At 61.6% G+C, this 23477-nt stretch carries 20 protein-coding genes; 4 read left to right on the plus strand and 16 right to left on the minus strand.

Annotation, left to right across the window (positions count from 1 at the left end; all coding sequences use genetic code 11):
• Nucleotides 1–238: 238 nt before the first annotated feature.
• Nucleotides 239–3424, minus strand: coding sequence for a penicillin-binding transpeptidase domain-containing protein (locus F7P65_RS20115; protein WP_150295028.1), 3186 nt, complete (start codon nucleotides 3422–3424; stop codon nucleotides 239–241).
• Between the two features lie 219 nt (nucleotides 3425–3643).
• Nucleotides 3644–5674: a lytic transglycosylase domain-containing protein gene (locus F7P65_RS20120; protein WP_205452199.1), complete on the minus strand. Its 2031-nt coding sequence runs from the start codon at nucleotides 5672–5674 to the stop codon at nucleotides 3644–3646.
• 711 nt (nucleotides 5675–6385) lie between these two features.
• Between F7P65_RS20120 and F7P65_RS20125 the strand changes: the two genes are divergently transcribed.
• A complete protein-coding gene (locus F7P65_RS20125; RefSeq protein ID WP_150295032.1) occupies nucleotides 6386–6595 on the plus strand; it encodes a hypothetical protein in 210 nt (69 codons plus the stop codon).
• Between the two features lie 187 nt (nucleotides 6596–6782).
• Nucleotides 6783–7868, plus strand: a complete 1086-nt coding sequence (gene rodA, locus F7P65_RS20130) for a rod shape-determining protein RodA (protein ID WP_420853329.1) — start codon at nucleotides 6783–6785, stop codon at nucleotides 7866–7868.
• Between the two features lie 113 nt (nucleotides 7869–7981).
• Here the strand turns inward: rodA and F7P65_RS20135 are convergent, their stop codons facing one another.
• Genes F7P65_RS20135 through F7P65_RS20145 form a run of 3 tightly spaced genes read right to left on the minus strand, consistent with a single transcriptional unit; the run spans nucleotide 7982 to nucleotide 9610 of the window.
• A complete protein-coding gene (locus F7P65_RS20135) occupies nucleotides 7982–8749 on the minus strand; it encodes a sulfite exporter TauE/SafE family protein (RefSeq protein WP_240334410.1) in 768 nt (255 codons plus the stop codon).
• Nucleotides 8750–8768: 19 nt separating this feature from the next.
• Nucleotides 8769–9290: a rhodanese family protein gene (locus tag F7P65_RS20140; RefSeq protein WP_150295037.1), complete on the minus strand. Its 522-nt coding sequence runs from the start codon at nucleotides 9288–9290 to the stop codon at nucleotides 8769–8771.
• A gap of 5 nt (nucleotides 9291–9295) precedes the next feature.
• Nucleotides 9296–9610 carry an ArsR/SmtB family transcription factor gene (locus F7P65_RS20145; protein WP_150295039.1) on the minus strand — a complete coding sequence of 105 codons (315 nt, stop codon included), beginning with the start codon at nucleotides 9608–9610 and terminating at the stop codon, nucleotides 9296–9298.
• 69 nt (nucleotides 9611–9679) lie between these two features.
• Here F7P65_RS20145 and F7P65_RS20150 point away from each other — a divergent pair, with 69 nt between their 5' ends.
• Entirely contained in the window at nucleotides 9680–10552 is an 873-nt protein-coding gene (locus F7P65_RS20150; protein ID WP_240334411.1) for an MBL fold metallo-hydrolase, read from the plus strand.
• A 299-nt stretch (nucleotides 10553–10851) separates the two neighbouring features.
• Here F7P65_RS20150 and F7P65_RS20155 read toward each other — a convergent pair whose 3' ends face one another.
• The 5 genes from F7P65_RS20155 to F7P65_RS20175 all read right to left on the minus strand — a co-directional run bounded on the left by F7P65_RS20155 (nucleotide 10852) and on the right by F7P65_RS20175 (nucleotide 18162).
• The gene (locus tag F7P65_RS20155; RefSeq protein WP_338053923.1) at nucleotides 10852–12144 is read right to left on the minus strand and encodes a tyrosine-type recombinase/integrase; all 1293 of its coding nucleotides are present in this window, start codon (nucleotides 12142–12144) and stop codon (nucleotides 10852–10854) included.
• 246 nt (nucleotides 12145–12390) lie between these two features.
• Entirely contained in the window at nucleotides 12391–12897 is a 507-nt protein-coding gene (locus F7P65_RS20160) for a lytic transglycosylase domain-containing protein (RefSeq protein WP_240334412.1), read from the minus strand.
• Complete coding sequence (gene mobF, locus F7P65_RS20165; protein ID WP_150295042.1) at nucleotides 12894–15803, minus strand: MobF family relaxase; 2910 nt, start codon at nucleotides 15801–15803, stop codon at nucleotides 12894–12896. The genes F7P65_RS20160 and mobF overlap by 4 nt, the downstream gene beginning before the upstream one ends.
• Nucleotides 15800–17866 carry a type IV secretion system DNA-binding domain-containing protein gene (locus F7P65_RS20170; protein ID WP_150295044.1) on the minus strand — a complete coding sequence of 689 codons (2067 nt, stop codon included), beginning with the start codon at nucleotides 17864–17866 and terminating at the stop codon, nucleotides 15800–15802. The genes mobF and F7P65_RS20170 overlap by 4 nt, the downstream gene beginning before the upstream one ends.
• A complete protein-coding gene (locus F7P65_RS20175) occupies nucleotides 17863–18162 on the minus strand; it encodes a CopG family transcriptional regulator (RefSeq protein WP_150295046.1) in 300 nt (99 codons plus the stop codon). The genes F7P65_RS20170 and F7P65_RS20175 overlap by 4 nt, the downstream gene beginning before the upstream one ends.
• A gap of 512 nt (nucleotides 18163–18674) precedes the next feature.
• On the opposite strand from F7P65_RS20175, the gene F7P65_RS20180 reads away from it, so the two are divergent.
• Nucleotides 18675–18935 (plus strand): hypothetical protein, encoded by a 261-nt coding sequence (locus F7P65_RS20180; protein WP_150295048.1) that lies wholly within the window; start codon nucleotides 18675–18677, stop codon nucleotides 18933–18935.
• Between the two features lie 179 nt (nucleotides 18936–19114).
• Here the strand turns inward: F7P65_RS20180 and F7P65_RS20185 are convergent, their stop codons facing one another.
• From F7P65_RS20185 to F7P65_RS20210, 6 genes are all read right to left on the minus strand, one after another.
• Nucleotides 19115–20116, minus strand: coding sequence for a DUF2493 domain-containing protein (locus F7P65_RS20185; RefSeq protein WP_150295050.1), 1002 nt, complete (start codon nucleotides 20114–20116; stop codon nucleotides 19115–19117).
• Nucleotides 20117–20479: 363 nt separating this feature from the next.
• Nucleotides 20480–20863 carry a DUF6915 family protein gene (locus tag F7P65_RS20190; RefSeq protein WP_150295097.1) on the minus strand — a complete coding sequence of 128 codons (384 nt, stop codon included), beginning with the start codon at nucleotides 20861–20863 and terminating at the stop codon, nucleotides 20480–20482.
• Nucleotides 20864–20874: 11 nt separating this feature from the next.
• Nucleotides 20875–21363, minus strand: a complete 489-nt coding sequence (locus F7P65_RS20195; protein WP_150295052.1) for a DUF6878 family protein — start codon at nucleotides 21361–21363, stop codon at nucleotides 20875–20877.
• A gap of 144 nt (nucleotides 21364–21507) precedes the next feature.
• Nucleotides 21508–21732 (minus strand): DUF6117 family protein, encoded by a 225-nt coding sequence (locus F7P65_RS20200; RefSeq protein ID WP_150295054.1) that lies wholly within the window; start codon nucleotides 21730–21732, stop codon nucleotides 21508–21510.
• A gap of 72 nt (nucleotides 21733–21804) precedes the next feature.
• Nucleotides 21805–22830, minus strand: a complete 1026-nt coding sequence (locus tag F7P65_RS20205; protein ID WP_150295056.1) for a DUF2493 domain-containing protein — start codon at nucleotides 22828–22830, stop codon at nucleotides 21805–21807.
• Between the two features lie 86 nt (nucleotides 22831–22916).
• The gene (locus tag F7P65_RS20210) at nucleotides 22917–23405 is read right to left on the minus strand and encodes a DUF736 domain-containing protein (RefSeq protein ID WP_150295058.1); all 489 of its coding nucleotides are present in this window, start codon (nucleotides 23403–23405) and stop codon (nucleotides 22917–22919) included.
• Between the last annotated feature and the right edge of the window lie 72 nt (nucleotides 23406–23477).

Genomic DNA, 23477 nt, shown 5'->3' on the forward strand with positions numbered 1-23477 from the left:
GTCCAAGAAGGCGAGGCCACCTCATTCGTCCCGCCACCCAGCCGATCGCTCAGGCACCGGCAACCAGCCCCACAACGACGATCAGCGATGCAAGGTCGGGCGCCTGTACGGCGCCCAGTCCCAGACGTTGGCTCCATTCATGCCAGTCCATCACAATGTCTCCAATCATGTGGTTCCATCCCTGCTCCCTGGCTTGCCGATCGGCGGACCGGACAAGAGCAAGAGAGGCGGCCACGGGTCAATCGAAGGCCACCAGCAAGGATGGTGGCCGCGAAAAGCCCGATGGCGCGGTGCCAGGCAGATGGGGCTGGGCAAGCGCAGCCTGCCAGTCGAATTCGGCGGCCTTTTCCGGCTCTGCCCGGTCGCTGTTCGCAGCGGGGCGGATCACCTGCTCTGTCACGGGCGCCAGAAGTTTGAACAATTGCGCCGGCAAGGCGCTCGTGAACCGGTAATGGGAAGCGGCGCTGCCCTCCACGAACGCCGTCACAGTACCGAAATAGCGATCGCCGATGAAGAAAGCGAAGGTGGCTGTGCGCGATCGCGCCTCTGACCCGACCAGCCTGTGTCCCGACCCATATCTCTGCTCGCGATTATCGCCCGTCCCTGTCTTGCCGCCGATCGCGATCACTTTGCCGTCCGGCCCGACGACAGCTTCATAGGCGCGCCTCGCCGTGCCATTTTCCACCACATCGATCAGACCGCGACGGACGGCCGCGGCAATCTCCGGGCGAAGCACCCGTTCGCCCTTTTCAGGCTTCGCCGTCATGATTGTTTCATAGGGCGTGCCTTCCGCGAAGTGCAGCCTCTCGATCAGTCTGGGCGCCAGCCGATAGCCGCCACTGGCAATGATGCCCATCAGTTCGGCCAGCGCGTCGGGACGATCTCCCGATGTGCCGATCGCCGTCGCATAGGAAGGAATGAGCGCGTCGAACGGATAACCGACACGCTGCCAGTCTTTATGGATCGGGATGAATGCCTGCTGCTCCAGCATGGTTCTGATCCGGCGGTTCTGGGCGGCAAAGCGGTTGGGCTTGAGCAGCCAGCGGTAGGATTCTTGCCGCACGTCGGCGCCGGCAGCAACGATGTCCCGCCAGGAGGCGCCGGGGTGCGCATAAAGATAACCGGCCAGCCATAGTTCGAGCGGATGAATATCGGCGATATAGGATCGGTCGGCCAGATCGAGCCGGTCGGGCGCATAGGTCTCGTACAGATCGCGCATCCCCTCATCATCTGTCGGCGGATGTGCCGCCCACCGACGAATGAAGGCGGAAAATTGATCGAAATCACCTTGGGGCAGCACTGTGCGGAACGCTGCTGCCAGCCGGGGCCGAAGATATTTGGCGCGCTCCGCCACGTGGGTCAGGATCGCCGCCCGGCCCAGATCGCGATAGGCGGGAAGGAAGCGGGCGAGATACTGGCGGCCTTCCATGTCGATGAAACGTCGCAGATATTCGCGCCGGGCGGGATGATCGGGGTTTTCGAGTATCCCTTCCGTGCCGGGGATGCGAGCGATATGATAGTCTACGATATCGCGCATCATGCGGATGAAGACGAGATTGACGCTCTGCTGGAGCGCATGGGACACGGTCATCATGCCGCCATCCCGGCGGCTGAAATTGGCGAAGCGGTGCATCCCACCCGCCGTGAAGAAGCGCTCGCCCGTCCCGGCGGAATATTCCTTCTCCATCGCCGCGTCGATGATGGCCGCAAGCCCACCGTCTCCCCTTTTAAGAACATCGCCCTTTTCAAGAAGCTGCCCGGCGACCCAGGCAGTCAATGCATCTCCCTTTTCGCTCAGGCGCGTCAGTTGTTCGGTTGACTGCCCTTTCAGCTTGCCATGCAGATCGGCGACGATGTCGAGATAGGTGATGAGGGTGCGAACCTTCGCGGTAGAACCCAATTCCAGCTTCGTTCCGGCATTCACGTCCAGCGGACCGTCAAGGCTGTCCGTGCGGATGCGGACATGGGTGGCGTCGGGACCGCGTTCATAAAGGGTGAAGCTGTAATTGACCTGGGCGGGCGCATCCCCGGCAAGCAAGCGCGGACCGATCAGGCCAAGTTCCGACAACCTACCGGGCTGCTTCAGGCTTCGCAGCAACGCCGTAGCCTCCTCCTGGGCCTTTTTGTCGATTGCCGTGTCGACAGTGAGATCCAGGCGGTGGAGATCATAGAAGCTTGGCGTTTTGATCAGCTTCGCAAGATCCAGTCTCAATGCATTCGCAGCCTTGGTGATGGAGTCAGGCAGAGGTGCCGGAACAGGCGGCGTTCTGTTGAACCGGAGCCGCGCAGCAATCGCGGCATCGCCAAGCTCGGACTGGATGACACCTTCAGAGGCCATCAGACGCAGATAGCTCTCCGTGAGCGCCTCCAGTTCGGTCCGCCCCTTCCCCAGATAATAAGCAGGGCGGCGTTGGGCGATCACAAGGCTGAGCACCTGCTTGAGAGCAAGGCCCTTCCGACCCCAGTCGGACGTCGACCGCACTGGCCCGCGAAGCGTCCGGTTCACGCTCGCAAAATCGGCTCCATACCAGAGTTGTAGCCCGTCGCCGAGGCCGGTGACCTCACCATGCCCCGGAAAGCCTGCCAGCGGTATCAGGTTAAGCGCATCGACCACCGTCTGTTTGCGGAATGCGATCGTATTGAGACCTGAATTATAGGCGCGCAGCGAGGCAGATGTCATCTGACGCAGCTTTTCGATAGCACCGGTTGTCCGTCCCTCGGGCGAGTGACGCAGCTTTTCCATCTGCGTGGCGATCGTGCTGCCGCCTGGACTGCGCTCGCCATCGGCGCGAGTGCCAAAGCTCACCAGCGCGAGGCCCAGCCGATCCCATTCTACCGCCGGATTGCGGCGAGGATGACGCAGATTGAGGAGTTCGCGATTTTCGACGAAGAGGAGGCTTCGCACCGCAAGGTCGGGTACGTCCATATAGGACGCATAGACGTGAGCCGGATCGCGATAGGAGAAGATCGGCCGACCTTTGTCGCCGATCAGCGTCAGGCCCGCCGAAGCCTTTTCACGATAGGGCGGAAATCCGCCGAGATTTTGGAATGCTCGCAACGTGGGCGACGGTCGCGCCTGCTTTTCGATCGCATATCCCTTGCGCGTTAGGCTGGCTATATAATCCGGCAATCGCGCATAGCCCAGTCGCCGGTTGAAGGGGCCGTGGCCAGGAAAAACGATGTCGTCATTCGCACCATCGCCCAGACTGAAATGCATCCGCCCAGCGACGTGAGAAAAAAGCTGAGACTGGATATAGGAGGTTCGCATCTCCAGAACCGCGAGCAGAAGGAAGACCAATGTTCCGATGAATGCGACTTTCAGCCAACGATGGTTCCACCATCGACGCCCCATGAACGCACCCAGGTCGGTCGCGCGCCGGGCCACGCCAGCCTTGATCTTCGCGGTTCCTGGAAATCCCGTCATCGCCCTCCTCACCTCAAGGCGACGCCGCAGCTTCACATCTCTGCCATCTAGAACAAACCGGAAACCGCACCCGCCGCAACGTTATTGCACATGAAAAAACGCACAGAAGTGAAATTCGTTTCATCGCAAATTCAATTCGCTTCGTCGCCCAATGTGCAGGCCGAAGCCCTTTTCAAAACTGATATGAACCCAATAATCCAGCGATGATGGTTGGCAGCCTCAGCCCGGTGTCTGTTTGCCCAGATATTTCGACAATGGCGTGGCTGAGCCCCGGAAATGGGCATGTTCGGGGTTCATCGCTTCATAGACCACGGCATTCTCCAGCACCCGCTGGACATAATTTTTGGTCTCGTAGATCGGGATCTGCTCGATCCAATGGAGCATGTCTGCGCCGGGCATACGGGGGTCGCCATTGGCCTTGATCCAGCGGTTCACATTGCCCGGCCCGGCATTATAGGCCGCCACCGCCAGCGGATAGCTGCCGCCATAATAGTTGAGCATCCGTTGGAAGTAGGAGGAGCCCAGCATGATGTTGTAATTGGGATCATTGAGAGCACTGGGATTGTAGCTCATGCCCAATTTCCCTGCCTGCTCGCGCGCCGTTCCGGGCATCAGCTGCATCAGGCCGCGGGCACCCGCATGGCTGACAATCTGCCGGTCAAACTGGCTTTCCTGCCGGGCGATGGCATGCACCATGGTCCAGTTATATTGCGCTTCGGACGGCACAGGCACGCGCGGGAAAGCGCTGGTGCCATAGCCGGCGAGGCCGCTCGACACGGCGCGGCGGCCGACCATCACACCCATGTCGGGACGGCCGATGCTCTGCGCCAGCTCGACCGCGAGATAATGGTCAGCGTCGCTGTCGGCATTATTGGCGATGGCGCGGGCGAATTTGCTCTGATCCTGCCAATAGCCCATTTCGCCCAAGGCCTTGACGGCGCGGACCACCGAACGGCTGGCGAAGGCGGTCCGCTCGGCGGCGGAGATTTCCACCGGGCGCTCGACAGCGGTAGGCGCGGGGATCGGGTGGCCCAGCCGTTCGAGCGCGAGCTGGCCATAGAACTGGTCGGGGAAGACGGCAGCGCGGGCGAAATAGCTGTTCGCACTGGCATTGTCGCCAGCCTGAAGCGCGGCGCGGCCCGCCCAGTAAAAGCCTTTTGATTGGGTCTGCGGCGATTTCGCGGCTTCCGCATAACGACGGAACATTTCCATCGCATCTTGTGGTTTGTTCAGATTATAGAAGGCCATCGATCCTGCCAACCAAGCGAGGCTGGTATAATCGTCGCGCTCACCAATCGGACGTATTCTCACGTCGGTGCCGGGCAGATAGGCATCGTCCAGCTTACTGGCGATGCCGTAAGCGAAGCTCCACTGGCTGTCATTCGCGGCGGCGCGGGCCTGGTTCAGCAGCACCTCATACCATTTTTCCGCGTCGCCCGGCCGGAAAGTCAGCGCCGGACGGTTGGCGAGATATTGCCGCCCTGCGATCCAGTTGCCAGTGTTCAGCAGCCAGTTCGCCTTGTCTGCGACAAAACCGGCGTCGGTGGCGCCCAGCGCGTCGGCCAGTTGCATCTTCATCGCGGCATCGGGTGCCTTCTGGCGGAAGGCTATGCGCGCCTCATAGATCGGACGGCGGGCGGGCGAGACATAGGCCAACATCCGCTGCGTGCCGATCGTGTCGCCTTTCCAAAGCAGGGCGTCAGCGCGTAGGTCATGCTCCACCGAGGTCCAGCTGGAACCGAAGAGGGCAAGCAGCCGAGCCTCGTCATCGGGGGTCAAAATGCCGCCGATCCATGCATTGCGCGCTGCAATCCGCGCCTCGCCCATGCGCCCCTGCTGCATCAGGGCGAGCGCATAGCGTGCATTGCCGGTCGCAGTGCGCGGCGGGAAGCGGGTGAAGAAGGGGACGACCTGCCCCGGATCATAGCTGTTGGGATTGATCCCCGTTTCCGCCAGCCGCCGCATCCGGTCCTCGCCCGGCCAGCCGGGATTGACCATGATGAAGTTCATATAGGTGGACGACCCAAGTGCATCGTTTTGCTGGAGCGCACGCCACTGGCTGATCGTGCCGGAGATGCTTGAATCGCTCACCACACCGATCCGGCTTTGCACCTGCCGCCATGGGCTTGGCTCGGTCGATTGGGGGATCGGCTGCACCACGGCGCCGGGGGGATAGGTTGCAGCGGGACTAAGAACCGAAGCTGCGTTCTGCGCGCTGGCCGCGACCATCATAAGCAGAATAGGGATCATTGTTGCGGGCACCATCAACGATATTCAAAAGCGCCGGAATTGCAGCGCTGCCAATTGCAGTTCGCTCATGTTACACAGGATCGGGATTGGGGGTTACTATAGCTTTTCTATGGCTCTGGAGCCTTTGCATCAGAGCATATAAAATCCGTGCATGTGGATTTTACCCAGAGCGGTCATTCCACGCTTTGGGTCCCGAAATTTGTACACGATACGGGAAGCGCGTAACCGCCTTGCTGCTCTATGGGCGTAAGCGCTGCCTTTTTTGGTTCATTCGCGGGCCTGCCGAGCGACGTTGCCGCAGCCATCACCGCTTCCGCCATATATAATTTCTTTCTCAGCGAATGCCTGCGGCGCTGGGGTCGGATGAATGGGCATCGGTGGAACCACCGGTCGGTGACCGCCAATTTACAAAACTGCTTAGCCTGACCGGCATCCTTGTTCACAGAGACACTATATAGGATTTACATATATGGACCTGCTGCCAGGCCAACTCTAGAATGCAGATGCTATGCCTTTCATGCCCTTGGAGAGGTATCAGCGACCCGACCACGGCGGCGGTTTTCTATTAAGCCCATAGCGCCGCCGCCGTGGCCTCAATTTGTCGGATTGTAAGTTCGGAAAACATCTCGTGGTGAACGGCACACCAGCTCTGGCTCGCCCGGCCGGGATGAGAGGAAGCGATGATGGAGAGATCATTTGATGCATAATTGGATGGAAGCGCCGACCATAACCTCAGTCCGCCCCAAGCTCGTCCAAGCGCTTTCAGCGGAGTTCGCGGAACTGGATTGCCAGACGGCGAGCGTGGAAACGCGGCGACAGCTTTATGCCGCGCTCGTGCAAGAGGCCATCGTGATCGCGCAGCGGCGTTTACCGGACAATGAGTATCTGGTTCAGGTCTTGATGCATCCGGTTAGCGCATGAGAAGCGGCGGACTTATTCGGATCGCCAAGTATGGCGTACCCACTGTATATTGAGTTGAACGCAACCGCACTCATGACTTTGCGTAAAGTGCCTGGTCCTCCCAGAATTCTCAAGGGTTAGGTCCAGAAGTTATCCAGATGAGCAGATGAGCCTAATTCCCGACAGCCTTCGTCGCCTCCCTTGGGACATGCTGATTGTCCTGTTCGCAATAACGGCTTTTGGTCTGGCCACCCTTTATTCGGCCGCAGGAGGTAGTGCCTCGCCATGGGCGCTTAATCAGGGTATCCGCTTTATCGCATTATTCGGCTTGATGTGCGCTGTTTCACTTGTGCCCGTATCGACATGGATGAAGGCCGCATATCCCTTCTACGTTATTACCCTGGGCCTGCTGCTTGTCGTAGAGCTGTTCGGCAAGATCGGCATGGGCGCGCAAAGATGGATTGAGCTGGGCATCATAAGGCTCCAGCCATCGGAATTCATGAAGATCGCCTTAGTCCTGACATTGGCACGTTTCTATCATCGGACGCCGCCAATGTTCACAAGCAGTCCGGCCATTGTGCTGGCAGGGGCAGCGATTGTGGGCGTCCCGGCAGGTTTGGTCATGTTGCAGCCTGATCTGGGCACAGCCATGATGATCACCTTTGCCGGCGTCTGCCTTATGTTCCTCGCGGGAACGGCGTGGCGCTATTTCATTGGCGCCGGGGCGGCGTTATTGGCCATGGCGCCGGTTGGTTGGGCTATGCTGCATGACTATCAAAAGAACCGCATCCTCATTTTTCTCGACCCAGACAGCGATCCTTTGGGAACGGGATATCACATCAGCCAATCTAAAATCGCCATTGGATCGGGTGGTGTGTGGGGGAAGGGCTTTTTGAGCGGCACCCAAAGCCACTTGGAATATCTCCCGGAAACGCACACCGACTTCATATTCGCTACCATGATGGAAGAATGGGGCATGATTGGAGGAATTTTCATAGTCCTCACCTATGGATATCTTATACGGTGGGGCTTGAGGATTGGCTTCAAGAGCAGATTTCGATTCACGCAGCTCACTGCGTCGGGACTGTCTTTCACCCTCTTCCTCTACCTGGGCATCAACCTGTCCATGGTGATGGGACTTGCACCTGTGGTCGGCATTCCGCTCCCGCTTATGTCCTATGGCGGTTCGGCAATGTTAACTGTGCTGATTCTTTTAGGGATATTGATGGCCTTCCATCGCGACGAGCAACGCTCAGCTGCAAGAAATGGCTTGGGGAAAAATTCGCTGCGATAATGCTGCGCATCACATCTGTTGGTTTTTATGAGAATTTTCTGAGAAGCCATCGATTTCGGTACCAGATCCCAACCGGCCAGATCGAAGCCAGTCAGACAGGTTGACGGCCACGCTCAGACCGCGCCTATCGTAACATAGGCGCCCACGGTCATCACCGTGAGGGCGAAGAGCCGCTCCAGCAGCCCCTTGCGCGCCGCAAGCCTGCGTCCCAGCAGGATGCCGATCCCGGAACCGCCGATCCCGCCCAGTATCATCACGCCCACCAGCAGCCAGTCGACATAGCCGGACAGCGCATAGGATGCCGCCGTAGTCAGCCCCAGCGCGGTGACGACCACCAGCGACGTGCCGACCGCATTTTTGAGCGGCATCGCCGTCGCCAACATCAGGCCGGGCACGATCAGGAAACCGCCGCCGATCCCGAAAAACCCTGCTGCCAGCCCAACGCCAAGACCGATAGGCAAAAGGCGGGGTAACAGTGTCGCAGCCGTCGCGCGCGACAGGCGGACGTCGGGCGCTTCGACGGTTCGTCTCTTGCGCAGCATGGAAAGGCCGACGCCGATCATCAGCAGGCCGAACAGCATCAGCAGTCTTTTGCCGTCCACCGCCTTGCCGATTTCCGCGCCGATGGCGGCCCCGGTCGCGCCCGCCGTCGCAAAGACGAGGGCGCAGGGCCATTTCACCGTGCCCGCACGGGCATGGCCGATCAGGCTGGCGGCGGCATTGGCGGCCACCGCGACGGCCGCCGTTCCGATGGCGGCATGAGGGGAGGCCACTCCCACGACATAGACCAGCAGCGGCACGGCAAGGATCGACCCGCCCCCGCCGACAAGGCCCAGGACGATGCCGATGACCCCGCCCGATGTCAGCGCGGCCGCGATCATGGCCTGGGGCATCATCGCCTCAGGCGCTCAGCGAGCGGCGGTTCCATGGCATCAGCCGCAACAGCTTCGCCATGCCGCACCAACCTGTGGCGCCCGCCATCATCAGCCCCGCGCCGACAAAGGCGGAAAGACCGAAAAAGGCCGGAGCAACCAGAAAGCCGAGCATGACGCCCAGCAGCACCAGCCCGCCCGCCACCAATTGCACCTGCCGCATGACCTCGATCGGCTGGTGGCGATCGACGCGGGTGGGCAAACCCGCCGCCCGCCACCCGTCGAGGCCGCCTTCCAATATCTGGCAGGGCGTGGCGCCCGCCGCCGCGGCAAGCACCTGCGCATTGGCCTGTGTCCGCATCCCGGATTTGCAATGGAAGATGATCGGCCCGTCGACTTTCGGCAGTTCTGCCAGGCGCGCCAGCGTGACGTGGATGGCGCCAGCTATGTTTTCGCGGACATGTTCGTCGGCATCACGAATGTCGACGAGCGTGGCGCCCGCCGCCATGGCCCTGGCCGCATCCTGCGGCGTGACGGTTGCAATCGGCATCGGAGTCATTCCTTGCAGAAGATGGTGTAGAGGCTGGCGAGCAATTGTTCCGTCCGGGGGTCGGCGATGCGATACCAGAGCGTCTGGCTTTCCCGGCGAAAGGCGACCAGCCCTTCCTCCCGCATCCGGGCAAGATGCTGCGACAAGGCGGATTGTGACAGGCCGACCTCCCGCGCGAGGTCGGTCACGGTCATCTCGCCATGTTCGACGAGCTTGCACAGCACCATCAGGCGTCGGGCATTGCCCATCGCCTTCAACAGGGCCGACACCTCCGCCGCCTTCTTCTCGAAAGTGGAAAGATCCATTGGCGGACGGATCATTATTGCACTCCATTAGATATTGCTAATTTAGCAAACTATAATATAATGTCAAGCGAAATGGAGGAGCCCATGGCAGCAAAGCCCCTGATCGAAGCTTTTTTCGACGAAGTGACCTTTACGGTCAGCTATCTGGTCGCCGACCCCGAAACGTGCGAGGCAGCCGTTATCGACCCGGTGATGGATTTCGACATCGCCAGCGGACAGGCGGACACGCGCTCTGCCGAACGGATGCTGGCCTTTGCGCGGGAACGCGGCTGGCGGATCGTCATGGTGCTGGAAACCCATGCCCATGCCGATCATCTGTCGGCCGCACCCTTCATCAAGGCGAAGACCGGCGCGCCTATCGGCATTGGTGAGCATATCCGCGATGTGCAGAAGATCTTTCGCCCCGTATTCGGGCTGGATGAATTGCGGACCGATGGCTCTGACTTTGACCGGCTGTTTCGCGACGGCGAGCAATTTTTTGTCGGCACGCTCCACTTCACCGTCATGCATGTTCCCGGCCATACGCCCGCCGACATTGCCTATCTGCTCGGTGATTCAGCCTTTGTCGGCGATACGCTGTTCATGCCCGACTATGGCACGGCCCGCGCCGATTTTCCCGGCGGTGACGCCCGCACTCTCTATCGTTCGATCCGCAGGCTGCTGAGTCTGCCGGGCGATACCCGCCTGTTTCTGTGCCATGATTACAAGGCGCCGGGCCGGGACGAATATCGCTGGGAAACGACGGTCGCCGAAGAACGGCAGGCCAGCGTCCATGTCCATGACGGCGTGGATGAGGACAGCTTCGTCGCCATGCGTGAGGCGCGGGACGCCGCGTTAGCTGTGCCCCGGCTGCTGTTGCCTTCCATCCAGGTGAACATCCGGGCCGGGCGCTTTCCGGAGGCGGAACATAATGGCGTACGCTACCTCAAAATCCCGGTCACGATGAAGAACGGCTGATTGCGGCTCCTGCCTATGCCATCCTTTGGCCGGCGCCCCCTAGAAACCAAAGAGCCATACCCAATGTTGATCCCGCTCGGTTTAGGACCGGTGTTCGTGCTGGCGACACTATTAGATGAGGCAGTCGAGCTTGCTGGTTTGCGATGTGAACAAGGCTTGCGAAGATGTGAACGCGCAACTCAACCGCGACCATGAAACGGCAGCTATAGCGGTCATCCTGCTCCGAAGCCGACATTCAGGAAAGTCCCATGGTTTGCCGATGAACAGCGGTTAGACGGACAAACTTCGCGGCAGCGGGGTCACTTTCGGATGCCCTTCAGCATGCGCGCCGCCGCATTGGAAGACGGCGCCAGTTTGCGCCCGTAGCGGAGCGCAGTAGCGGTCGAGGTCCAGCGCAGCGCCTGCGCGATCGGTCCGGCATCCTCGCCGCTGGCGAACAAGTCCTGGGTGAGCCCCACCCGCAGCGAATGGGTGCTCAGCGCCGACACCGCGTCGGCCAGATCGGCACCCATCAGCGTCACCAACCCTTGATCGGCCGCCGCGAGCGCCGTCCGCTTGATAATCAGCCGCACCGCCGCGGCGGTCAGCGTATCCTCCCCGATCGTGTAGGTCACGCTCGCGGCGCGCGCGGGCTGAGCCGCCATGCGCTCGCGATCGACCTGCGCGTTTGGGGCAAGATCGCGGATGGTGAGCGCGCGCCGCGCGGCACGGACCTTCGTCCGGGTCACCGCCACCCGGCGGAACAGCACGCCCGCGCGAATGGACCCGGCCTCCTGCCACCAGGCCAGCCGCCGCATCGTGTCGGGCGAGAGCCAGACGAAAGCCCCCTGCCCTTCCTGGTCGGTTTTCGAGCGCGGCAGCTCGAGCACGCCCGAACCATCCTCCTGCGGATCGATATGCTCGACCGCCACCGCCGCCAGCTCGGACACGCGCAGCCCCGCGTCATAGCCCAGCGACAGCAACGCCGCATCGCGCAGCCCCACAACATCGCCCCCGCAGGCTTCCAGCAGGACCGACAGGGTGAACCCCTTGTCGGGGGTCCGCCCAATGGCCTCGCCGAGCCGCAAAGGTCCGGCCTGGCGCTGCCGGACCCCGGCCCGGCGGCGCAGGCCGCGCAGGGCATCGCGGACCACGCCGGCACCAACGCAGCTGGGCACGCCCAGCAGGTGGTGGGCCACCGCCAGCGAGGACAGGCGCCGGGAAACCGTCGTGGGCTTGAGCTTCCGCGCCTCGCAATCGTCGATATAGGCCACGAGCCGAGCTTCGCTGGCGGGCAAGCCGATCCCGCCCTGCCCCGCCACAAAGCGCGCGTAGCAATCCAGGTCGACCGCGATCGCCTTGATGCTGGCGGGCGCCCGCGCCTCGAGGCTCTTCGTGAAGTTGAGTTCGACCAGACCGGCCCCCTCGCCGGTCAGCGCCTGGAGCAAGGCGACGAGCTGGGTTGCGCGATCCTGCGCGGCGCCGGACCGCCGTTGGGGCAGCCTGGCCTCGCCCGGCGCCAGGACCGTGACGATCTCGCCGGAGACCGCGGCCTTCGGCTGAGGCAGGCGCGGCGCCCGCGCGGCCATTCCCGGGGCGGATTTCGCCTTCATGGCCGGGCTCTGCCTGGCGTCGGGGAATAGCCCCCGCCACGCCAGTCCGGCGTTATGCGCAAGAATCCGGTGTTATGGGGAAAAAAATAGCGCGAAAAATGGCGAGAAAGCGCGGAGTCCGGTGTTTTACTCCCAAAAGCCATGAACGGCATTCTAGCGCCGAAAACGCTCCTGTCACTATCGATAATATTCCATTATCGATAGTGACATGGAGGATAAACCGAGCCTGCAAGAAGGAGTTCTGCCCTATTTTTCGAATGCCGCCGGCCCAAACCGTGCAACAAGCCGCCTGCCGACATTTTGGATATAGCGTGTATTCCTCCATCGAACTCGACTATGATAATGGCCGATCGCCTTCCAATAATCTTGGACGCTCTTTAATTCGGTCAGGAATATCCAGCGGGTGGCGTACACATTGAAGCAGGCGTCATGTTGAAGCCAAGTCCACACGTCGGATTCCGATCGATGAACCAAGACTGAAATTCGAGGCACCCACCAACTGTTGATCTGCAGTGGGCCCAAATCGTAACTGCCGTCAGCGTTCCTGATCTTGGCTCCAACCCACCCCGCTTCCTGATCGCGCAGCCCCCAAAGCGTCTTTTCCAACCAGCCCCTTCCATTTGATGCAAGCCGAATACACCGTGCCACCTCGACATCCCCCGCAAGCAGCGTTGCCTTAGCGGGAGTTGCATGCACGATTGACGCGCTCATGGCGATCATGGCTGCCGTCAGCAGGCCCCAAAGCCTGCTCATCGATCCTGCCCCCTCGTCTGATGACGCCCCTGATGATGGGTCGGCTCCGGCGTAGGCCGGTCACGTTCGATGAATGAACGCAAAAATGACTCGATCTGCTCGGTGACCGATCGCGCGCGACCCGCCAGCTTTTCGGGCAAACTCAACCCTTCCGCGCGCGATCTGGGTTTTGCCGAACCCAAATGTTCTCGCCTCTCCCGCCTCTGGATTTCCTGATCAATGCGCTGACGACGCAATTTCTCGCCATGACGCTCCATGAAGCTGCGCGGGCTGTCTCGATCAAGGCGGCCAAGACCTTCCAGGGACGACGTCTTTTCACCAGAGTTCCGTTCCAATTTCTTCGCCAGCTTATCCCTGTCTTCCGTCCAGAGCTTCACGCCAAGGCGCGCCCGGGTAATCGCCGTGTAAAAATTCTGTCCATTGACGAGACTTGACCCGATGGGAGCCAAAACATAGGCCCGGGCATAGGTCTTGGACTGCGACGAATACACGGTTTCGGCGTAGCCATGATCCCAGGTCTTGTGCATCGACAGGTCTACGGTCTGGACTCTGTCATCCCGATCCCATCGGATTGTTGTCAGCATCCCATCGAGCTTTTCCACCGTGCCCCGCTCGGCATTCTTCAGATCAAGCGCCTTGTTCGCCAATCGCCATTGAATGCGATCGCCGGCCGCCAATTCGCGCTCACCTTGTTCAAAGACATTGACCTGTCGGGGTCGGGTCGATCGCGGATTCCATAGGATAATCCGCCCCTGTTCATCGCTTAAGCGAACGATTTGCCGGCCGTTCTTATTGCGGCCAAGTCCTGCAACGCGATATTCCGCGTCCCGGACGATGCCGATCTCGGCAATGTCGCGCCCAAATTTCACGACCTGCCCACCCAAGTAAAAGCGCGCGAACCGCTTCTCTTCATCCGTCATGCCCGCCGGCGACAAAATCCGGACACGACTCTCCTCGATGGCGATGCCCCCCTCCTTCTGGAGCGCTTCCCGTATCTGGGCGTTCACAGCCAGACGAGTGGCATTTTCAAGCACGAGAATGTTCGTGCCAGCGCGATGCTCCGGTTTGAGCCGGGTCCACTCTCTCACCATGTCCTTGGCAAGCTCATCCACGCTTTCCCCGCTCACGACCTTATCGAGCGAGGCGATCGAAGCGCGATAGTCACCCTCGCGCGCGTATGTAACCGCCGCCTTCATCGACTTGGTTTCCTGCCGTACCGACTCCTTGAGTTCCGCAGTCGGTAATCCCAGTCGTTGCAGCAACCAGAACGCTTTGCCCTGCTCGATGGCGCCGGTCTGGTGATCGTCACCCAGGAGGAGAAGGCGAGCCCCCGTTTTCCGGCTGATCTTCAGCACACGGGCCGCTTGCCGATTGCCGAGCTGCCCGGCCTCATCCAGCACCAGAACATGGCGGTCGCTGATTCCATGACCGCCCCCGGCAAGCAGGCTGGCAACGGTCCGGGACTCGATGCCGGCATCCTGCCCAAGCTTCAATGTCGCCGACGAGGTCGGTGCGGTCGCGATGAGGATGGTCCCTGGTTCCGCAGCCTCTTTGAGCGTCTTGACCAGCGTCGATTTCCCCGAACCGGCCACCCCATGGATGCCATTCACCCGATCGCGCGAGATCGCGACATCCACCAGCGCCTGTTCCTGGGCAGGCGTCAAGCCTGCCTTTTCGAGCGCGACCAGCAGCCGGTCCGCAGACGCGATGGGCCGAGCATCGTTCAGCGCAAGCGCAAGATGCTGGGTCAATGCCAGCTCAAGACGGGCGGTTTTTCTCGTCGTGCGCCCCCGGGTTAGTATCCGGTCGCCCGTTTGCTCGTGCGTTGCCAGGAGCTTGCGCCGTGCCTCATGGGCTTCGATCATCGGGCGGACGTCAGACAAGCGCACTTCTCCAACATGGGAAGCGAGGCCAAGACGGAATATGCGTCCCAGATTGTTCACCGCTTCACGGCTTTCCGCCTGTCGCATGCCGAACAGGGCGGCCCGGCCGACGTCAGCGGCACGTGGAACGATCTCCCTGAGCTCCTTCCCGCTCAATAGGTCAAGACCTTCGCGATACCGTTCCGATCGTTGCTGCCATTGCTCCCGCAGCGCCTCGATATCGACCTTCTGCTTGGGGGGCCGGGTCGCATAGAAGGAGGCCTGGCGTCCGGCCTGCCCGGTCAGCCCCTGTTCCCGCGCATGGGCATCGATCTGCTCGGCGCGCTGGGAAAATGCCTTCACCAGATCCTGCTGGACACCTCCGATTTCAAAAAGGCCGGTGCGCGGATCATGCTCAATTTCATAACCCAGCTCCCGCAGGCTATGGGCGAGGTCATTCCGATACACCTGTCCCGCCGTCATCTGCTCGGCAAACATGGCGCGGGTTTCCAGACTTGCCATTTGCGCCTCGCCCTCCCTCCCGGTGATGTTCATGACAACCACATGGGTGTGGAGATGGGGGTCGAGTTCCCGGCTGGCATGTTCCGTGAAGCGGGCAAAGATCAGTCGCCCAGTCGTCTCGTGCACGATCTCCCCGGCAACGCGGCAACGCAGGGCGGCATGTTCCTCCAGATAGTCCAACGCCCTCCCAACGGCATTTTCATGTACAGCCAGTATCCGCTCGTCTCCCGCGACCAACGCCATGATGGAAACCGATTTGGGCGCACTGACCGCAAAATCCCAGCCGGGATGGTGCTCGATCTCCCCGCCCCCGCAATGCCTTCCAAGCTGCTGCTCCCCAACCCGGCCGGAAAGCAGTTGCTCGAATATCCTGGAATCCACCTTTCCTTCCAGACCAAGGTCACGCGCTATCGCCCCTCCCCATTCGGAACGCTCATCAGGCCCCTTTTTGTAATAATCACCGAGCGCATAATAGCGCGCGACGTTGCCGGGTTTGCCATATAGGCGGACGGGATTGATCATGCCGGCCTTGCCTCTTCGCGGGGACCATCGGCGCGGCCATGCTGGACAAGCTTCGACTGGATGCTGCCCTGTCGCGCCGCCAGCAAGGTCCAGGCATCGCGTGGCGGGATCGGCAATTCGCCCTGCTCCGCGCCAAGGATGGCATCGACCTGCAAGGCCCCAGTCTCGACCGCGGGCGACCCACCTACGCTCGGTGTGCCGGTAGCAGAAGCACCGGAGCCCTTCCCCTCTTTAGCGGGAGGACGCAGGTCATCACCCTGCTCCCTTTCCCGCTCGAGCGCCTCGCGCACCCGTGCTTCGGCCTGGGCCAGCTTGACCAGTTCGCTCGCCTTGCTGAGCCGTTCCGGCGGCCCTACACGTTCGACAAAGGCGGGTTCGTCCGACGAGACGTCATTATATCGGTCCGCGAACTTGACCACCGGAAGGTCACGCCCGAACCGGAGGAAGCCGGACAGGTTGGGAAGATTCGTGACCTCCGTATGCATGACAAGCGGACGGGTCACCTGCATCCGGGAGAGATTGACGCCGTCCCGCATGTCATTGACGCCATAGCTCATGCCTTCATTGGCTTCGACCTGTTCGACCTGGCCCAGATTCTCGGAGACATGCCTGGCGGTGGGGGTGTCATTGGCGCGCAAGGCCACCCAGGTCGAGCAATAGCCGGTGATGGCAGCGGCATCCTGAATGCCATAGGTCGCCTCAAGCTGAGGGTAGCTCTGATAACCCAATATGCCGCAGCCGCCATATTTGCGCGCCCGCGCCAAAAAGTCGCTCAGCGAGGGAAGCTTCTGAAGCGTCGGCAGTTCGTCGATGACGCAATAGAGGCGCCGGTCGCGATCCGGCATCAGGCTCATGATCGCGCTGATGGCAATATCGAGCCAGACCGTGATCAGGGGACGCAGCGAGGGAAGCTGGTCCGCCTTCACAGTGATGAACAGCCAGCTTCCCGGTTCCCCTTTTTCCACCCAGTCGCGGATGGAGAAACCATCCTCGGTGTCATCGAGATAGGAGAAGCTGCGCATGACCGAAGCCAGTTCCGCCTGGATGCCGGCCGACGTCCGGTCCCCCTCCATGCTGAGAAATGCGGCGGCATCGGTCCCCGCCACGAACGCCACAAGATCCTTGAGCTTGGATCGGAGCAACCGGTCCAGGAGCAGCGAGACGTAGGTGTGCTTCTGCCGGGCGAGCTTGCGCAGGACTGCCACCAGGGTCCCTCGCGCGGATTTCGCCCAGAAGGGATCGCCCCCTTTGTCCGGGATCGTGGACTCGGCGATCTGGTCATAATGATAGTCGCGCGGGACATCGACCCAGGGAGACCAGCGAGCGGTCCGCTGGTCGAGGGGATTGAGCAGCGTGTCATATTGGTGGCGATAGAATTTCTCGACGAAAGTGCCGGCCGTATCATAGACGATCGCCCGCCGACCCGAGGCGCGAATACCCTCCAGCATCTTGACGATGAGGTTTGTTTTGCCGGTGCCGGGCGCTCCGCACAGGAGGATGTGTTCGGGCTCGAAAGCCTCCGGCACGGGTACACCGCCGATCGTAAGCGCTCCCTTTTTCTGCCAGATCAGTGCCCGCTTCAATTGACCGACGGTGCCGAAGCGGGCGCCCCGCAGGAATTGATTGGAGCCCAGGCCGCGCCCCGTGCGGGTGAAATAGAACCAGGCCCAAAACAACATGGCCAGGGCGAAGACGCCCGACAAAGCAGCCCCATGCAAAAGATAGCCCTCGAAGGCCGCGAGGGTCTTGTGGGCAAGCCGGGAGTCGAGCAGCGCCTTGGGCGACGTCCAATATTGTTGGCCCGTCGGCGTCCTGAACAGGATGGGCGTGACATTGCCGGGAACAGCATCTCCCATGACAGTCGCCTGCCCGATCTTCACCAGCACGAAGCGCTCATAGTCGGACGATTTTTCGAGCGCGTACCAGAGGATGCCACCGATCCAGATCACCATCCCGGCAAGGCAGGTCTGATAGAAGACCTGGGTGGTCATGCGGACATTGTGAACGATGGCCTGCCCACCCCTGGTCCAGCTGCCAAGCGTATCGTTGCGAAAGATGCTCATGAGCGCCCCTCCTCGGCCAGCAGGCCCCGCTCATCGAGCAGCTGACGGGCATAGCCTTGCCCCTTTTCGAGGGCCTGCGGCGATCGCTCGCCGATCGCGGTCACGAGGAGCGCGAAGGTCTGGATTGCCACCGCGAGGATCTCGTCTTTGGACGAATAAATATAAGTGCGGTCAGGATCGGCGGCCCGGCTCAGGACCGATCGGATGAAGGCGGAAAGACTGAGATCGGCCCCATGGGCGCGACGCAACAGGCGCCGATGGAGGGCGTCGTCGAGACGAAAAGTAACCGTGACCATGCAGAAGCTCCGATGATGCGAAGCCCCTGCCGGGGAGAAGAAGCACGGCCTTTATAGTTGAAATGAAGGGATTTTTCAACGCCCAGAGGGCGGCGTGTTGAAAATGTCAGGATGCGGCAAAATAATACGGGTCATACCGCGTCATTTCAGTATCTTATCGAGAAAATGCGATGGTTCGGTCATACCGGTATGACGATCGTTGGTGCATCGGTCATACCCGTATGACGCCCGCAAAGCCGCAGAAATGCTGGAAAAAACGCCGCGCAGCACCCGTGCGTGGGGTGCATTACAAACGGCCTGCGGCCGTGCGTCCTTTCTTCGCAGCGCGCTTGCCCGCTGCGTTGCCTCGTGCCGGAAGGCGCGGGGCGCCCCCGCAGGGGGTCCTGTTCTTCCCGGCGGCACGCCGGGCAGCAACTCTTTGCTCGCCTGTGCGCGAGACCTGGATTGCAATCATGATGGTCTCCATCGATAAGGGAGGTTGGCGGGCAGACCATCCGATGAGGACAATGATCATGCCCAAATTGACTGACCGGGAACGGCTTGCCGACCTTGAAGCGCGACAGAAGAAGATCGCGCAGGATATCCTCGACGCCCGCCGCGCCTTGCGCGGCAAATATGTCGCCATGCTCGCCGACATGGAGATTGAGCGCCTTTCGGAACGGGAGTGCCGCGACATCCTTGCCCATGCGATCCGGGCGGGCGGGGCGGCCTCGATCGCTGCCCTGAAAAGCCTCCCTGCGCAACCACACGTCGAACCCGACAAGCGCCCGTAGGGCGTCCCTGCGACGAGCACGGCGGAGCCGCGCGCAGGAGGCCGGGGGTGCCCATCGGGCACCCCCGCATCGCTCCGCGACGGACCCGCCTGCGGGTCCCTGAGCGGGACGACACTTCCCATATGACAAATGAAAAAGAGGACCGGCCGGATGAACCGACCGGTCCCCATCAACCGTCCTCAGACGGCTTCGTGACGCCCGCGATACTGCGCTTCGATGCGTTGATCTGCAAGCCGGAAGAAATGCGCCGGCACACCCTGCGCCCGCACCATCCGGGCAAGATGGGATTGCAACCCGGAGCCTTCGCACACCAGCGCTTCCACCGGACGCAGCGCCAGCAATTGCTCGTTGCGGGCGAACCCGGCGCGTTGCCCCAGCTTGCGGTTGAGGGTGAAAGCAATAAGCGGCGTCCCGGTCCGCGCCGCCCAGGCTGCGGCGATGGCGTCGCAGCCCTTGTCCTGCGCGGTCGTCGCCAGCACCATGGTCGGCACCCGCGCGCGGATGCCATCGAGGGTTTGTGTGATCTGGCGATGGTCCTCCCAGAGCTGTCCCCCGGAGAAGATCACCACCGGCCCTTTGGGCGCGTGGCTCTCCACCCGACGCTCCCGGCGTGCCGCCAGGAAGTCGCTGGCGGCTACCACCGAGGCGGTACGCTTGGCAGACACCAGGGACCCGCGCGGCGAAGACCAGGGCTTTCCGGTTTCGGCGAGATAGGTGCCGGCTGCATGGTCGCGCATGCACGCCACGGCCTCGCGGGCTTCGTCGAGCGACTGGCAGATGCTTTGTGCTTCTTCCAGTTCGGCCATCATCACCTCGCTGCCGTCGGCATCCCGAATGAGATCCTTGACCTTGAGGGCAGCCTTGTCGGCTTCCCCCTCCAGTTGGTCGGCGACCTTGTGAAAGCTGTGCACGATCCCCCATGCAATACGCCCGGCCAGGCTTTCCAGTCGGGTGTCGCGCAGCACGTCGAAGAGCGTGCCGACCAGCAATTCCATGGCCTGCTGGACCTGCCATGCGTCGGGCATCGCCGCGTCGCACGTCTCCTCGGCATGACCCATCCGGAAACCGTCCACCGTCTCGACAAAGGCATCGGCAAAGCGGTCGGACAGTTGCCCGGTTTCGAGTGCGAGCAGGTCGGCAATTTCGGGGAAAGAGCGGGCGCTACGGAAAATCCTGGTCATGAAAACCTCCTCTGCAAGTTTGAGATTTTCTCCCCGGCACGGGCTCCGAGTGCCGGGGTCAAGGATCGGGCGCAGCCCGACCGCGTCAGCGGCGGTGGGGGTCACGATTTTTTCTGGCGGCCACCATGCTGGATGGAAGCGCGCACGTCAGACCCGCCGGGAAAAATGGTGGGGCCCCGCCGTCCTTGAGGCCGGTGCTGACCCCGTGCCACACTCAGAAGAGTTGAGAGAAGAGAGGAGGCTCCCGGACCGGGGGCTCGATGCCCCTGGTTCGGGAATGGGTCCTGGCATGACCTGGCGGTCATGCGCCCTGAACCCAGCCCGACATCAGCGAACAGGCCATCGTTGCGGCCCATCTCGGATTCAGGAAGGGTTTTTGGTCTCGTCCGAAATCGCAAACGGATCGACGATCACATGGATGGGCTGCGCCCGCCCCATCCAGGGTTCGGGTCGAATGCAGCGAACCCAATCAGCGAAAGATGGGATGTAGCCCAGATCCTCAATGACATGCTGTTCGGCGATCAGCCGCACTGGCACAACCCGCCCGGTCGACAGGGTGATGATGGGTCCGAAGAAATGTTCGGCCATGAAGATACCCTCGGCATGATGCCGGAGGCAGCGATGCCGATAATCGGCAATGATGCATTTTGATGGTTCATCAAACCATTGGTGGAGCGAGAGGTAATCTTCCACCGTCCCACCCCATTTTCTGACGCTCGAAAGCGCGTGGTGGTAGCAATGTCCCATTTCGCTCTCCCTCAATATTCGTGACTATAGTCTTCGATCGCGGTGTAGCGTTCATGATGGTCGAGCCGGATGGTACCGGCGGCGACATCGAAGCTGAGCTCGCCGAAGGCGCCATCATTATTTTCCCAGCCCGGATGGCTTGAGCCGAGGAGTCGATAGACATAGGCTTCCAGGGACTGATCGAGCGACATGACCTGCGCCCGCGCAATTTCACCATCCCATGGTAGATCGAGAATTTCTATCAAAGTGGCGGGTATCGTAAGGCTGACGCCCTGCCCGTCCCGAGCCTCCATCTCCTCGATCTGCCCGCTGTCACCGCAACCGTCGAAACGAATGACAACCGTGGCAATGCCCGCAGCCGCCAGTGCGGACAGGATGTTGGCTTTGTTGGCAGGAAGCAGTTGCGCCTCCAACGCCTCGCGGCGCGCCCATCTGGCTATGACATCGTCCATGGCGATGGGCGCGGCGGACGGCAGTCCGCTTTCCGTCGACTTGTCCATTTTATTGCACTCCTGGATTATTGGTGCGGCATCAAACGCCGCTCCCACTTCCTCCCCCCTCCCTCCTGGCGTGCGTTGATAATCTCACTGGTTGGTTCCAGATGCGTCAGGCACCGCCAGTCCTCTTTACTGCCTCCGATGTCTTCAATCCGGGTTTCCCGGCGGAATATAAGCGGCGAAGGGATCGCCATCATGCAGGTGACCAAAGGGGGTCATGATGAAATCGCCCCGCTCCCTTCCGACAGCGCAGATCACATAGCGTGGTTCACCGCTGGTGGCGTCGATGCATTCGAGCAGGGCCAGATTCCCATCGGCGGCTGCGCACAGCAGCGTCTCGAAATTGCGGCGATGAGCTTCTGGAATGGCCATGAACAGCTCCCATGAAAATGGGGACGGTCGCTCCCGCGCCGTCCCCCGGTTGATGTCTCGTCAGGGCTACAGTCAGCTGCGCCGGTTGCGCCAACTGGCCCTGGGACGGCCGACGGTTGCAGCGGCGGCCTGGTCCGCCTTGCGGAAGGCATGGATCGGAACGCTCGCCTTGCGCAGCGCCTGGTAGAGATTGGCCTGGATACCGGACCCTTCGCCCAGCACGGCTTCCACCGGTTGCAGTTCCACCATTTTCCGGTTGCGGGCGAAGGGCGCTTTGCGCCCCGCTCCCGGCAGAGTGTAGGCGACAAGGGGAACCTGACGGTCCCCCGCCCATGCCGCGACGATGGCGTCGAACCCCTTGCGCTGGGCGGTGGTCACCAGCGTCATATGCGGGATGCGCTCGAGAATCAGGTCGAGACGCTCCCAGATCGGTTGCCAGTCGTGCCAGTCGGCATGGCCCGACGCGATCACGATCGGTCCCCTGGGCAGATAGCGCTCGCGCGCGGCAAGATCACGGGCGCGCAGATAGTCCTGCACGGCGACCTGGGTTGCGCTCGATCCCTGCAGCGCGCGAGCCGGACGGCTCTTGCTGCCTTTCGAGGGAGACCAGGGCCAGCCAGACTGGGCGCGATACATCTCGGCGGCATAGTCGCGCATGCACTCGACCGCCTCGCGCTGTTCGGCGGTGGACTGGCAGAGGAGCTGCTTTTCCTCCAGTTGCTGATTATAGACTTCGGAAAGGTCCGGCCGGTTCGCCAGATCGCGCAACTCATCGGCAAGCGCATCCTCGCGCCGTTCGAGCTTATTGGCCACGAAGTGGAAGGAATTGACGAAGCCCCAGGCGATCTCCGCCGCCAGCGGTTCAAGCCGGGTGTCGGCGAGGAGGTCGAAAATGGTCGCGATCACCGCCCCGCATTCGGCCTGGGCAGCAAGCGGTTCGGGCATGTCGTGGTCGCCCGGTTCCTCCCCCGGTTCGATGATGGTGAGGGGGATGGGATCACCGAAGGCGCGCTGGAAATCGGGGCTGGCGGTGATCGCGGCATAGAGGCTCTTCAGGTCAGCGAGGCTGTCGACGCTGCGGGGATGCATGTCCGTCATGGGATCTCTCCTCATGGGATGAGGGCAAAGAAAAAGGGCTGGGGAAGCGATGCTCCTCCAGCCCCATTGCGACGATGATGAGGACCTTAGAAGGCAACCTCGTCATCGAAATCGGCCCCGGCGCCGACCAGCTGGCCGCCCGGTTCCGCGGTGCTTGCGCCAAAGCCGCCTTCGCCGCCCCGTTCATAGTCGGTGTCGCCACCGCCCATGCTGTCGTAATTGGCAGCACCAAAGCCGGCGCCGCCAAAGTCGGACCGGAGCGTATCGCGCCGCCAGGCGATGGAGTAGCCGCCATTCTCGATCGGGAACAGGGCAATCGCCAGCGGTTCGGGAAGGCTCGGGTCGTCGATATTCCCGGCGAGGAAGACCTCTCCGGACTTCTTGGCGACGGCTTCCCAGAGCGCGCCCACCTGCACCCAGCGCCGCGCGACATTGAGAGCGATGACTTCATAGGCAGGCGCCCTGGGGTTCATGCTCTCCACCTTGCGCAGCCCGATCCGGGGGAGATCGATCGTGCGGGTGGCGATGCGGCCTTCGAGACGACCATTGATTTCACGAACTTCACCGATGTTCATGGACTTGACCTTTCATTCTGTCGCTCGAAACCCATTTTCGGCGACAAAAATCTCAAATCCCTCTCTTCTCTG

The sequence above is a fragment of the Sphingobium estronivorans genome (assembly GCF_008692605.1).
In the GTDB taxonomy this organism is placed as follows: Bacteria; Pseudomonadota; Alphaproteobacteria; order Sphingomonadales; family Sphingomonadaceae; genus Sphingobium; species Sphingobium estronivorans.